Source organism: Thermodesulfobacteriota bacterium (assembly GCA_035325995.1).
GTDB lineage: Bacteria > Desulfobacterota_D > UBA1144 > Nemesobacterales > UBA2774 > JADLGH01.
The window spans coordinates 299,538-312,701 of record DAOKYU010000001.1 but is presented as its reverse complement, the minus strand read 5'-3'; the positions used below and the strand labels follow the sequence as shown (position 1 = coordinate 312,701).

Genomic DNA, 13,164 nt, shown 5'->3' with positions numbered 1-13,164 from the left:
ACACATGTCATCGACCGGTATTCCCGAATCCATAGCGAGGCTCATCGGCGAGCTCTCGAAGCTGCCCGGAATCGGCGAGAAAAACGCGACCAGGCTCGCGTTTCACATATTCAGATATCCGAGGGAGAACGCCGACAACCTCGTAAAGGCCATAATAGACACACGGACGAAGGTCGTCCTTTGTGATGAGTGTTTCAGCTTCTCTTCACAGTCGCCTTGCAGCATATGTACCGGTGTCGACAGGGACGCGGCCTCCCTGTGCGTCGTCGAGGAGCCCCTCGACATGATAGCCATCGAGCGGAGCGGCGAATTCAGGGGGCGCTACCACGTCCTTCACGGCCTCATATCCCCGATAGAAGGCATAGGCCCCGACGATCTCAAGATAAAGGAGCTCCTCGCGAGGCTCAAGGACGGCGGCGTAAAGGAGGCCCTACTCGCCACCAATCCCAGCGTCGAGGGCGAGGCCACCGCCCTCTACCTCGCAAGGCTCATAAAGCCGCTCGGCGTGGAGGTTACGCGTATAGCGCACGGCATCCCGATGGGCGGGGATATCGAGTATATAGACGAAATAACTTTAGGCAAGGCAATCAGGGATAGGCGGCATATGTAACATGTAAAGTATATATATTATATGTTCCATATCTTGCATATAATAGATATCGAATCCGGAGGAGGTTGGCATGCCGCGAATAGGCAAAGCGTTCAGGGAGCTGAAAAAGGGAGACAGGTTTTCCGAGAGAATCACGGTCACCGAAGCCCACGTCGTAAAGGCGGCCGGGCTCTTTAACGACTACAACGCCCTTCATACGAACGCGCTGGCGATGGAAAAGGCCCGTTTCGGGAAGAGGATAGTCCACGGCGCGCTCACGTTCAGCCTGGCTGTCGGTGTATACAGCAAATACTTCAACGATACCGACATTTCTACAGTCGAGGCCTCGATCAAATTCACCGCCCCCGTATTTATAGGCGACACCATCTCGATGGAATGGACGATCGACGAGCTCGAAGCCAAGCCCAAGCTGAATGGCGGGCTCGTGGCGATGTCGTGCGAAATCAAAAACCTCGAAGGGACGCTGCTGGCCGCCATGGAGGCGAAGATACTCGCCGCCAACGAGACTATCTTCCCGCTGGACGACTGATCCGCTCCCGGCTTTGACTTGGCCCGGACGATGTGCTACCTTCTGAATTAAACGGCTGAAGATTTTGCAAGGGAGGCTCCGATGCGTTTTCTCCATACCATGATAAGGGTCGGCGATCTCGACAAATCCATAAAATTTTACACCGAGGTCATGGGGCTCAGGCTCAACCGGAGGAAAGACTATCCGGATGGGAAATTCACCCTCGCCTTCCTCGGCACGGAAGACCAGCCCGAAATACTCGAGCTGACGCACAACTGGGACACCGCCGGCTACGACCTCGGCGCCGGCTACGGCCACGTCGCCTTCGGGGTCGAGGACATATACGCAGCGTGCGAGAAAATAGCCGCCGGCGGCGGCAAGGTCGTCCGCCCGCCCGGGCCGATGAAGCACGGCACCACGGTCATAGCCTTCATAGAAGACCCGGATTCTTACAAAATAGAGCTCATAGAAAGGAAATAACCCGGCCTCAGTCCCTGCCCCGGCGCTTCTTCCACTTGCTTTCCAGGTATTTTCTGAGGGCTGCCTCGCGCCCGATGTCCGTGGGCTCGTAGAACACGGCGTCCTTCAGCTCGTCCGGGAGGAAATTCTGCTCCACGAAATGGCCGGGCGCGTCGTGCGAATATTTGTAGTCCTTCCCGTACCCGATATCCTTCATCAGCTTCGTCGGGGCGTTCCGGAGGTGCATGGGTATCGCGACGCCGGGCCTTCTCCTCACCTCCGAAAACGCGCCTTGAATCGCCATGTACGAAGCGTTACTCTTCGGGCAGCTAGAAAGATACGTCGCCGCCTGCGCGAGTATCAGGCTCGCCTCCGGCATGCCCACGTAATCCACCGCCGTGAACGCCGCCGTCGCCAGCGTAAGCGCGTAAGGCTCGGCGTTCCCTACGTCCTCCGAGGCCAGCACAATGAGCCTCCTCGCTATGAACTTCGGGTCCTCCCCGGCTTCCAGCATGCGGGCCAGGTAATAAACGGCCGCGTCCGGGTCGCTCCCCCTGACGCTCTTTATGAACGCCGAGATGGTGTTATAGTGCTCGTCCCCCGCCCTGTCGTACCTGTAGTGATGGGTCTGATACGCCTCCCTCACGACGTCCCGCGTGATCTCGGCCCCTTCGTCCCCGAAGTCGCTTATGTCGTACGCGACCTCGAGCGTATTCAGCATGACGCGCGCGTCCCCGCCGCTCTGCGTGACGAGCTCCTCCCTCGCCTCCGGCGTTACCAGCGTCCCCTTTATTATCTCGTCCTCTTCGAGCGCCCGGTCGAGGAGCGTTTCGAGGTCCTCCCGCGTCAGTGCTTCGAGGACGTACACGCTCGAGCGCGAAAGGAGCGGCGATATCACCTCGAACGACGGGTTCTCCGTCGTCGCTCCTATAAGAACGAGCGTCCCGCTCTCGACGCTTTTCAGGAGGGCAGCCTGCTGCGACTTGTTGAAGCGGTGTATCTCGTCTATGAACAGCACCGTCCGCCTGCCGATACTGCGCGACTTCTCGGCGGCGTCTATGATCTCACGGAGGTCCTTGACGCCGGACGATATGGCGTTTATCTGGACGAAGTCGGCGTTTAGCCTCGTCGCCAAAAGACGCGCGAGCGTAGTCTTCCCCGAGCCCGGCGGGCCCCAGAGGATCATCGAGCGTATGCTGTGCCGCTCCAGCATCTTCCGTATGACCCCGCTCTCCCCGACGAGGTGCCTCTGCCCGGTGAACTCCTCGAAAGTCCCGGGGCGCATCCTCTCGGCGAGCGGCGAAGAGCCCGGAGGGGGCTTGAAGAGCGGCTGCTCCCCCTCCCCGCCCGTAAATTTTTTAGCCATAGAGAAAGGGTAGAGGGCGGGGGAAAAGAAATCAATAGCGAAGACGCCCCGAATTACTGTAAGATATACATACCGAGGAAAATCGGACGCGAAATGACGGACTCCGGCAGCAGAAAATACGACATCGGGCTCGAGAAAAATCCCGCTAACTACGAGCCGCTCTCGCCGCTCTCGTTCATCGAAAGGGCGGCCGCGGTCTTCCCCGGCCGCGTTTCGGTGGTTCACGGCGAGGCGCGTTATACGTGGCGCGAGACGTACGAAAGGTGCGTCAGGCTCGCCTCCGCGCTCTCGCGCATCGGGATAGGGAAAGGCGACACGGTGGCCTTCATGGCCCCCAATATCCCCGCGCACTACGAGGCGCACTTCGGCGTGCCTATGACCGGGGCGGTGCTTAACTCGCTCAACATCAGGCAGGACGCCGAGACCATAGCCTTCCTCCTCGGTCACGGGGAAGCGAAGGCGCTGATTACCGATACCGAGTTCGCCCCCGTCATAAGAAAGGCGCTCGCCATGCTCGGGAGAAGGCCCGTCGTCATAGACATCGACGATCCGTATGGCCCCGGCGGCGAAAGGCTCGGCGAAGCCGAATACGAGGACTTCCTCGAATCCGGCGACCCGTCGTTTCCGTGGCAAGGCCCCGGCGACGAGTGGGACGCCATATCGCTCAACTACACTTCCGGCACAACAGGCAACCCGAAGGGAGTCGTCTACCACCACAGGGGGGCCTACCTCAACGCCGTCGGGAACCTCGTCAACTGGGGGATGACCGGCAGGCCCGTATACCTTTGGACCCTCCCCATGTTCCACTGTAACGGCTGGTGCTTCACGTGGTCCCTCGCCGCCATAGCGGGCACGTCGGTCTGCATGAGGAAGATCGATTCCGCGCATATATTCGAGGGCATAAAGAAACACGGCGCGACCCACCTCTGCGGCGCCCCCGTAGTCATGAACATGATAATCAACGCCGCGAAGGAGCTGAAAGAGGGAATCGACCATCAGGTGAATTTCCTTACGGCCGCCGCCGCACCGCCCGCCGCCATTCTCGAACGGATAGAGAGAATGGGCTTCCGCGTAACGCACGTCTACGGTCTCACGGAAACCTACGGCCCCGCGGCCGTATGCGAGTGGCACGACGAATGGGACGCCCTTCCCCCGCATGAACGCTCCGCGATGAAAGCCCGCCAGGGTGTGCGCTACACACTCCAGGAAGGGCTCATGGTGGGCGACCCCGAAACGGTAGAGCCCCTCCCCTGGGACGGTGAGACCATCGGCGAGGTATTTTTCAGGGGCAACATCGTCATGAAGGGATACCTCAAGAACCCCGGCGCAACGGAAGACGCGTTCAGGGGCGGATGGTTCCACACGGGCGACCTCGGCGTCACGCATCCCGACGGATACATCGAAATAAAGGACCGCTCGAAGGACATAATAATCTCCGGCGGCGAGAATATCGCTACGCTCGAAGTGGAATCGGTCCTCTACCAGCACCCGGACATACTCGAAGCCGCCGTGGTCGCCAAACCCGACGAGGCTTGGGGCGAGACGCCCTGCGCCTTCGTCACGCTGAAATCCGGCGCCCCGGAAACGAGCGAGAAAGACATAATAAGCTTCTGCCGCGAGAGGCTCGCCCATTTCAAGTGCCCGAAGACGGTGATATTCATGGAGCTCCCGAAAACCTCCACGGGAAAGATTCAGAAATACATCCTTCGGGACATAGCGAAGAAGCTGCAGCACCGATAGAACGAAACGTCCCGCTATTTTTCAACGGTTATCTTAAAGATTTTTCCCGTAGGAAAGTCGAGAATATAAACGCTCCCGTCCGGCCCCTCTCCGAAGCTTCCCGGCTGAAGGTCGGTGTCGAGGAGCATCGTCCACTCCCAGCCCCCGCCGTCCTTTTTCCTGAGCCCCCATAGCTTCCCCGTGCAGAAGTCAGAGAAGAGATACGTGCCGGCGAGCGCGGGAAATTCCTTTCCCCTGTATACGTACCCGCCCGTAACCGAGCATCCGTCTTCCCTCCCGTATTCGAATACCGGGAACGTAATGCCGCCCGTATCGTGCCCTCGGGGCATCTCGAACTCGTGCGAGCCCTCCGTATAATCCCAGCCGTAGTTCTCCCCTCCCCCGCTCGCCCGCGGCTGAAAATTTATCTCCTCCCAGAGGTTCTGCCCGACGTCCCCGATGTACATGTCCCCTGTTTCTAGGTCGAACGAGAATCGCCACGGGTTCCTGAGTCCGTACGCCCAGATTTCAGGCCGCGCACCACCCCTGTCCTTAAACGGATTGTCGGCAGGTATGGCATAGGGCTTCTCGCCGTCCACGTCCAGGCGCAGTATCTTGCCAAGGAGCGCGTCCAGGTTCTGCGCGTTCCCCCACGGGTCGCCGGCCGAGCCGCCGTCGCCCATGCCTATGTACAGGTATCCGTCTGGGCCGAACCTCACCTGCCCGCCGTTGTGGTTCGAGGCTGGCTGCTCTATCCTGATCAGCACCCTCTCGCTCCCCGGATCGGCGCGGTCGGGATCGTCCGCAAGGCCGAATTCCGAAACTACCGTATCGCCGTCGAGGTCTGTATAGTTGACGAAGAACCTCCCGTTCTCCGGGAATTTCGGATGAAAGGCCAGTCCCAGGAGCCCCTGCTCGGTTCCCCTCGAACGGACCCTCGATACTATGTCGAGGAAGCTCCCCTCCCCGACCTTCCCGTCCCTGACAATCTTTATTCGGCCGGGCTTTTCGACGACGAATATGCGCCCCGAGCCGTCGCCGGCGTGCGTAAGGTCCACGGGAAGCTCGAGCCCGGACGTAAACTGCGTGAGCCCCACCTCGGCCCACTTGCTTCCGCGCGAGGCTGGGGCGCGCCCCTCCACCGCTCCGCCCTTAACGAGCGCGCTCGTTATGTAATGATAACCTTCGGACAGTGCCCCCCTGAAGTAAACGGCGAGGGCGAGCACAATAAGAAGCACGGGTATCAGCAGGCGCGGATTTTTCATGGCATGTTCCATCTTGGGAGATTTTCCTTTAGGGAGCAGTCGCTTTAAATTAGAAAGTATACCGATATCGAGGCAGAATCAGACTGGAAATGTATCGATACGGCTTTCCGGTTCCCGCGCTCGAAACGCCTTTCCATACCGAGGGAAGAGCCGTATCGGTTTTGTTTATAGCACCCTTTGGGGAGAGGGTGCGGTTTATCCGGGTCCACTTGAAAGAGAAGCCGCCGGGCCATATCATTACCACAAATCCGGCCGGCGTGGAGTGCGCCGGAGACGGCCGATCGATACCCATGAAAGATACGCTCAAAGAGCTCGAGCTGCTTATACGCTCCCGCTACAGCCTCATATTCCTCGAAGCCGACGAGGAAGAGCGCGCCGAAACCGTGCTCAGGCTGCTCGCGGCCCGGCTGGGGATTCCCTATTTCCTCTGGACGAGGACGAGGGGGCTCATGCGCGGGGACGTCGAATCGAAGGGCGCGGTATACGGCTCCGCCGACCCGGTCAAGGCGCTCATGCACGTCGAAGCGTCCGGGTTCCCGGCCCTCTACCATTTCGTCGGGCTCGACGGCTTTAAGGGCGACAGAACCACGTCCGAGCTTTTGAAATACGCCTCCGGGCGTTATCTCGGCAACAACGGGGCCGTCATAGTATCCGGCAATTCCCACGACATTCCGGAGAATCTTAGGAGCGCCTCCGCCGTGTTCAGGCTCCCCGCGCCCGGGAGAGAAGAGTACAGGGAGCTCCTCGGAAGGGTCACGCGCGACATGCTTTCGAGGATGAACGTTAAGATAAGCATCTCCGGGGAAGATACGAACAGGCTCCTCAACAATCTAACGGGACTCACGCTCACCGAGGCCGGGAAGATAATCACTAAGCTCATCGTCGAAGACGGGGAGCTCTCGCCCGCGGACGTTAGAAAGGCCGCCGAGGCGAAGAGGGTCATAGTCGAAAGGGAGGGCGTCCTCGAGTACTATCCCGCCGAGGAGAACATGTCCGACATCGCCGACCTCGCCGCGCTTAAATCGTGGCTGTCGAAGAGAAAGGAAATAGTCGCCAACCCCGAAAAGGCCCGCGAATTCGGCCTCACGTTCCCGAAGGGCATACTCCTCCTCGGCGTGCCCGGCTGCGGTAAGAGCCTCTGCGCCAGGGCCGTCGCGATGGAATGGGGCCTCCCGCTCTTGAGGATGGACCCGTCGAGCCTCTACAACAAATACATAGGCGAGAGCGAAAAGAATTTCAAACGCGCGATGAGGACGGCCGAAAAAATGTCCCCCGTCGTCCTCTGGATAGACGAGATAGAAAAGGCCTTTTCGTCGGACGGCGGGGCGGCCGACGGAGGGCTCTCGGCGAGGATATTCGGGACGTTCCTCTCCTGGCTCCAGGAAAGAAAGGGCGACGTGTTCATAGTGGCCACGGCGAACAACGTAAAGGCCCTCCCGCCCGAATTCATGAGAAAGGGGAGATTCGACGAGATATTCTTCGTGGACCTTCCGGACGCCGAAACGAGGAGGGCGATATTCTCGATACACCTCGAAAAGCGCGGGAAGAACCCCGACCTGTTCGACCTCGCGGAATTGTCGGACCTTGCCGGCGGATTCAGCGGCTCGGAGATAGAGCAGGTCATAGTCTCCGGGCTCTACAGCGCCTTTTCCGAAAGGAAAGAGCTCTCGACCGAAATACTCCTGAGCGAAATTTCAGCGACGCGGCCGCTCTCGGAAACCATGTCCGAGAAGATAGCGCTTCTCAGGGAATGGGCCCGGGACAGAACCGTATCCGCCCATTAACCACGGGGCCGCGCCCGGCTACTTCCCTTTAAGGGCGAAAGCGACCATCACCATCGACAGGCCGTTCATAAGGAATGCGATACCCACCAAAAGTCCGAGAATAAAAGTGCTCGTCTCGGGGAACCCGGCCCATACCATTATGCCGAGTATCACCGATGCCGCGCCGCTCACGAAAAGCCATATCCAGCTCGGAAGCGGCCTTAGCTGAAACGCGTGGATTATCTTGAAGAAGCCTTCGACGAGGAGGAACGCCGCCAAAAGCAGCGTCAGCGTGAGTACGCCCGCTATCGGATTCTTGAGGAGCAGAACGCCGACGATTATATAAAGTACGCCGCTCAGGAATATGAACAAAAACCTCTTCCAGTCCCCCGCAAGAAAAGACCCGCCCACGGAGATAATTCCGCCGACTATAAGCACGATCCCCAGCAGCAGCTCCAGAGCGAGAGTCGCCGCGCCCGGCATGCCGATGATAAAGAAACCCATTATTACGTAGATAATCCCGAGGGTCAGGAGCCAGCCCCAGGAGCCTTTAATATCCTGTGCAACAGACGTACCGTTCATATACATACCTCCGAACATAGATGACTGAAGCCAAGCCCGGTGCAACGGTTTTACAACTCCGCCGGATGCGGCTCATGCCAAAAGATAATCCCATATTCCGGCAATTACAATCTGCGGTAAAGACTTTCACACGGGGTTAACTTGAAAACATAAAAAGGAAATGTGTCCCGGAATACCGATCGTTATTCCGGCTCCGGCGACGGCCCCCAGACGCAGAATATCGATCTCACCTCCAGCATATCCTTCTGCTCGGCGAATACGAGTATCCTGTCTCCCGGCTCTATCACGGTAGACCCCCGCGGGACGAACGTCGTGTCGCCCCTTCGGATCAACATCAGGAGCGCGCTCTCGGGAAGCCCGAGCTCTATCACCTGTTTTCCGACGGCCGTCGACTCCGGCGGTATGGTGAGCTCCACCCTCTCCGTGTGCTCGTCGTAAGGGAACTCGAAGTCGGCGCTCCGCTCTCGCTTCTCCACCCCCGGAGCGTCCAGACCGAGCCACCTCGCGACCATTGTCAGCGTCTGCCCCTGGATTAAAACCGAAGTTACGACGATGAAAAACACTATATTGAACAGCATATGCGACTCCGGCACGCCCGCGATAAGCGGGAATGTCGCCAGGATAACCGGCACAGCCCCCCTCAGTCCGACCCACGATATGAATGTTTTCTCTCTCAGGCCGTATTTACTGGGAATAAGCGAAATGAAGGTTCCTACCGGCCTTGCCACGAACATCAGGAACAACGCGACGGCAAAACCCGACAAGGCCACGGGGAGAAGCTGCGATGGAAAAACGAGGAGCCCCAGCACGACGAACATTACTATCTGGAAGAGCCACGCTATACCATCCATGAACCGCATTATGCTTTTCTTGTTCACGAACTCGCTGCTCCCGACCATGAACCCGGCTATGTAGACGGCCAGTACGCCCGAGCCGCCGATAGATGCCGTCAGCCCGTATGCGAACACGACGAGCGCCATCATCAACACCGGGTAAAGCCCCTCGTAGCCGAGCCTTAAACGGTTGACTATGAAGATAATCACCTTCCCCATGATAAAGCCGAACAGCGCACCCAGCGACATCTGCTTTAACAGGAGAAAAACCATGCCCCAGACCGAAGTGGCCGGGTTCATGATGAGATGTATAAAACATATTGTCAGTATGATCGCCATCGGGTCGTTACTTGCGGACTCGAACTCGAGAAGGTCCTTCAGCCCGCCCTTCAGGCTGGAACCGTCGGAGCCCAGTATCGCAAAGACCGCAGCGGCGTCCGTCGATGAAACGATAGAGCCGAGAAGAAAAGCTATTAGTATCGGGAATCCCAGGAAATAGTGAGCGAACAGCCCGAGGAGCATGGCCGTGAGAAACACGCCCAGTGTGGAAAGTATCACCCCGTCCCAGAGCACCGGGGCTATCTGCTTCCAGCTCGAATGAAGCCCGCCCGAGAAGATAATGAACGCCAGGGCGAGCACACCCAGGAACTGCGCCGACCACGGGTCGTTGTAATAGATTCCCCCCGGCCCTTCCGATCCCGCCAGTATGCCGACCAGTATGAATATAAGCAGGGCTGGCACCCTCAGAAAAGCCGCCGCCTTGCTCGCGAAAATGCTGAGGAGGCAGAGAACCGAAGCACCGAGAAGGACATATTCTATTGTATAATTCAATGTAAAAACGCTCCCTGGTTACAGGATAATTCCGGAAGGCCGCAACGCGGCCCGGTCATGTGAACAAATCCGTACAGGACACGCGGTACGGACATGATAGTATAACGAAAGAAAACAGTGTATATAAACAAAATCCGTCGGGCAGACAGTACGAAGGCAATCCGGGCCGTCCACGGCTCCCCGGCTGCGTCGTCTATTCCTGGAGCTCCGGGTTCAATACCTCGGCGAACTCCCTGAATATCGCCGTCGGAACGTGCTCGCCGACCCCGAACCTGTTCGCGATGATTACGACCACGGCCCCGCTTCCGGGCTCGTACATCACGAGGTTCGTATAACCTATATACTCGCCCGTGTGCCCTATCCAGCCGCTTAGCTCGCCGATCCCCAGCCCGTATCTGTCATATTCCGGGCAGCTCCTCTTTTCCCTGTCCGGGTCATCGTCGTCGCATGGATCGTACACGATGGGCGAAAGGCTGCTTATACGCTCGGCCTGAAGCTCTTCGCTCAGAAGAGATCCGCTCCCGAGAGCCTCACCCCATTTTTTGAGGTCCCCGAGCCTCGATATCATTGCGCCCGAGCCCGCGGACGACGAGGGGTCGCAGAAGCTTATGTCCTCCGGCGGCTCGAACCCGTAGCCGTGTGCGAACGGAAGCGGCATGTCGGGCGTCGTCGGATACGACGTGCCCCCGAGGCCGAGCGGTGCGATTATCCTGTCGGTTATCTCCTCACCGAGAGAACGCCCGGTCACCTGCTCGACTATCATCCCCAGAATGACCGTATTGGTGTTGGAATAGTGCCAGCCCCCGCCCGGAGGGAAGTAGGGCACGTTCCTGTCGGCAACGTCTACGAGCTCCTGGTCCGTCCAGACGCGAAGGAAATCGCTTTCCACGAATTCCGTCACGAACTCGGCGTCCTCCGTATAATTGAAGATGCCGCTCCTCATGTTCGCGAGCTCGGCTATGGTGGCGCCGGGGTTCTCGACCCCGGGAAGGTAATCCCCTACCGGGTCGTCAAGGCCGATCAGCCCCTCTTCCGCGAGCTGAAGGATCACCGTAACGGTGAACGATTTCGTGACGCTCCCGATCCTCACGTGATCGTCCTTTCTTACGGGTGCGCCGGTCTCTATGTCCCCGACGCCGTCCTCGATGACGAGATTCCCCTTGCCCGGTATCCATACGCCCGCGATAATCCCCGGAATCCCGAACTCGTCTTTATAGCTGTGGACTATCTCCCTAAGCTCGGCTTCGAGCCCCGGGTCGAATTTGTTTCCGCCGTTTTTGTCGCACGACAGAACGAAAGCGAACGCAAACGCGGCGAGAGCTATACACGATAACCTTTTGTACATGAGCGGCCTCCTCTCCGGCAGTTGTATAATCGTCCCGGCGGGCTCCACGGAAAGGAGCCGGCCGTATCTCATCCTTAACGGTTAATTGAGGTCGTATATAATCTCTGATATCTCGCCCTCGTCGTCGAACACCTCGAGCGCTTCCGTAATGTCCTTAAGAGTGCCTATGTCGTTCACGTACAGCGCATATACGAGACGCCGCCCGCTCTTTGCGTCGATGTAGCCCGCGAAAACCTGCGCCTTGAAAAACGTTCCCAGGACCGTCGTCCCCGTTTTTGCGTACACCTTTCCGATCGCAGGCGCTATGGCGGGATTCGGAGGATCGACGCCTACAGTCGCGAGCGAGCCGTCGACGCCCAGTACCGGGAACGAAGCGAAGTAAGCCGGGAACACCTCCCTCCTGCTCATTTCCCTTAGCAGCTTCACCGTGGCGTCAGGTGCCGCCTGGCTGTCCGGGCTCCCGCTGCCGTTGGTCGGGAAATCGAACTCCGGGCCCTTTAAGCCGAAGTCGTCGATCAGGGTTTTTCTCTCGGCGGCAAGGGCAGTGTCGATGGTCCTTGCGCCCTGCGTAAGCCCGAAGAGCATCAGGCTCAGATTCGCGCCCAGGTTATGGCTCACTTTCAGAATCAGCCTCGTGTATTGCGAGTACGGGAGTGATACGAGCTCCGCGACTTTGGCGTCGCCCTTGTACGAGCCCGGCGGAGGAAGCAGCCCCCGATTGTTTTTGGCTACCGTATCGGCCGCGACTTCGACGCCCGCCCTTTCGAGCGCCTCTATAAGCACGATACGCGCGTATGTCGCCGGGTCCTGTATGCTGAAAGTCTGGACGAGCGTCGGTATACCCGGCAGGGACGGCTTGTAGCCGACCGGTATCTGCCCCGTCACCTTCCCCACGCAGCCCGGAAGGCCCACGCAATCCGGATTATCCATGGTCAGTCCGACAGTCATATCCTCGCCCTCGGCCGCGGTTACGACGTCAGATTCCACGACGAGCGCGGCGGACTTCGGCCTCCACTCGACTGTAGCCGGCTTGCCGGGCTCCGTCGGTATTATCGTAACGTCGACGAGATTGTCGTTGATAATCATAGGGGTGATGAGCACGTTTCCGTTGGGCACCCTGAAGAGGTCGAAGAGCCTGTCGTCCACTACCACATCCCCGTTCACCTTGGTAATGCCCGAAGCAGCCACCTGCGCCGCGAGCTCGTCTATCCCCTGGAGCGGATCGGGCTTTGTGAGTATCGCGCTTCCGAGCGAGTTGGCCTCCGTGTGGTCGAAGCTCGTGAAGGCGACTGTGCCCTCCGGCGTATTCCTCCCGCCCATCGTCAGGTCCCCGTTCGCGACGAGTATCAGGTCGCCCGAGAGAACCCCCTCGGAGCTCACGTCCCCCTTCCTGTAAACAGGGGTCCTGAACCTGTGGTCTGGGCCGAGCTCGTTAAGGGCCATGCCCACGGAAAACGTCTTTCTTACTGATCCCGTATAGGCCAGGAGCCCCGAATTGAGGTCGTATATATTCTCGCCGGATTCGAGATCGACAACCTTAAGGCTCCATGTCGCATCGGCGTAGAGCGGCTTCCGCATTACCTTTAGTATTTCATCCGGTACAGGTCCGGGCGTCGCTTTATTGTCGCCGCCGCCCGCCCCCGCGGAAAGAAAAGACACGGATATAATGACAAACGCCATGAATAAAACTGTCTTGTTTCTTTTCATGACCCCTCCTCCCTTTTCAATGCTAATCGAATACTGCTGCGTCGTCCGTAGGCGGGCGGCAATGCTTCTGACTTGTTCTGGCACAGGAGGAATCGAGGCCGGCCGCAAGGCTCCTGCCTTCAAGCCGTGGTTTTCTCATCCTCTCACATCCGGTTTGTTTTTCAATAGAAATCCTT

At 58.6% G+C, this 13,164-nt stretch carries 11 protein-coding genes; 5 read left to right on the top strand and 6 right to left on the bottom strand.

Features of this window, described 5'->3' with window-relative positions; all coding sequences use genetic code 11:
- The first annotated feature begins 4 nt into the window (after nt 1–4).
- From recR to gloA, 3 genes are all read left to right on the top strand, one after another.
- Nucleotides 5–610, top strand: coding sequence for a recombination mediator RecR (recR, locus tag PKC29_01390; GenBank protein ID HML94064.1), 606 nt, complete (start codon nt 5–7; stop codon nt 608–610).
- Nucleotides 611–680: 70 nt separating this feature from the next.
- Nucleotides 681–1,139 carry a MaoC/PaaZ C-terminal domain-containing protein gene (locus tag PKC29_01385; GenBank protein HML94063.1) on the top strand — a complete coding sequence of 153 codons (459 nt, stop codon included), beginning with the start codon at nt 681–683 and terminating at the stop codon, nt 1,137–1,139.
- A gap of 81 nt (nt 1,140–1,220) precedes the next feature.
- Complete coding sequence (gloA, locus tag PKC29_01380) at nt 1,221–1,598, top strand: lactoylglutathione lyase (GenBank protein HML94062.1); 378 nt, start codon at nt 1,221–1,223, stop codon at nt 1,596–1,598.
- 7 nt (nt 1,599–1,605) lie between these two features.
- Here the strand turns inward: gloA and PKC29_01375 are convergent, their stop codons facing one another.
- A complete protein-coding gene (locus tag PKC29_01375) occupies nt 1,606–2,943 on the bottom strand; it encodes a replication-associated recombination protein A (GenBank protein HML94061.1) in 1,338 nt (445 codons plus the stop codon).
- A gap of 93 nt (nt 2,944–3,036) precedes the next feature.
- Between PKC29_01375 and PKC29_01370 the strand changes: the two genes are divergently transcribed.
- Nucleotides 3,037–4,683, top strand: coding sequence for an acyl-CoA synthetase (locus PKC29_01370; protein HML94060.1), 1,647 nt, complete (start codon nt 3,037–3,039; stop codon nt 4,681–4,683).
- A 14-nt stretch (nt 4,684–4,697) separates the two neighbouring features.
- Here PKC29_01370 and PKC29_01365 read toward each other — a convergent pair whose 3' ends face one another.
- A complete protein-coding gene (locus tag PKC29_01365) occupies nt 4,698–5,927 on the bottom strand; it encodes a PQQ-dependent sugar dehydrogenase (GenBank protein ID HML94059.1) in 1,230 nt (409 codons plus the stop codon).
- 290 nt (nt 5,928–6,217) lie between these two features.
- On the opposite strand from PKC29_01365, the gene PKC29_01360 reads away from it, so the two are divergent.
- Complete coding sequence (locus tag PKC29_01360; protein ID HML94058.1) at nt 6,218–7,711, top strand: AAA family ATPase; 1,494 nt, start codon at nt 6,218–6,220, stop codon at nt 7,709–7,711.
- A gap of 18 nt (nt 7,712–7,729) precedes the next feature.
- On the opposite strand, the gene PKC29_01355 is transcribed toward PKC29_01360, so the two are convergent.
- The 4 genes from PKC29_01355 to dacB form a co-directional block, all read right to left on the bottom strand.
- Nucleotides 7,730–8,272: a DUF308 domain-containing protein gene (locus PKC29_01355; GenBank protein ID HML94057.1), complete on the bottom strand. Its 543-nt coding sequence runs from the start codon at nt 8,270–8,272 to the stop codon at nt 7,730–7,732.
- 182 nt (nt 8,273–8,454) lie between these two features.
- On the bottom strand, nt 8,455–9,936 hold the full coding sequence (locus tag PKC29_01350) for a potassium/proton antiporter (GenBank protein ID HML94056.1): 1,482 nt from the start codon (nt 9,934–9,936) through the stop codon (nt 8,455–8,457).
- A 193-nt stretch (nt 9,937–10,129) separates the two neighbouring features.
- A complete protein-coding gene (locus PKC29_01345) occupies nt 10,130–11,281 on the bottom strand; it encodes a serine hydrolase domain-containing protein (GenBank protein ID HML94055.1) in 1,152 nt (383 codons plus the stop codon).
- A gap of 81 nt (nt 11,282–11,362) precedes the next feature.
- Nucleotides 11,363–12,988, bottom strand: coding sequence for a D-alanyl-D-alanine carboxypeptidase/D-alanyl-D-alanine-endopeptidase (dacB, locus tag PKC29_01340; GenBank protein ID HML94054.1), 1,626 nt, complete (start codon nt 12,986–12,988; stop codon nt 11,363–11,365).
- Between the last annotated feature and the right edge of the window lie 176 nt (nt 12,989–13,164).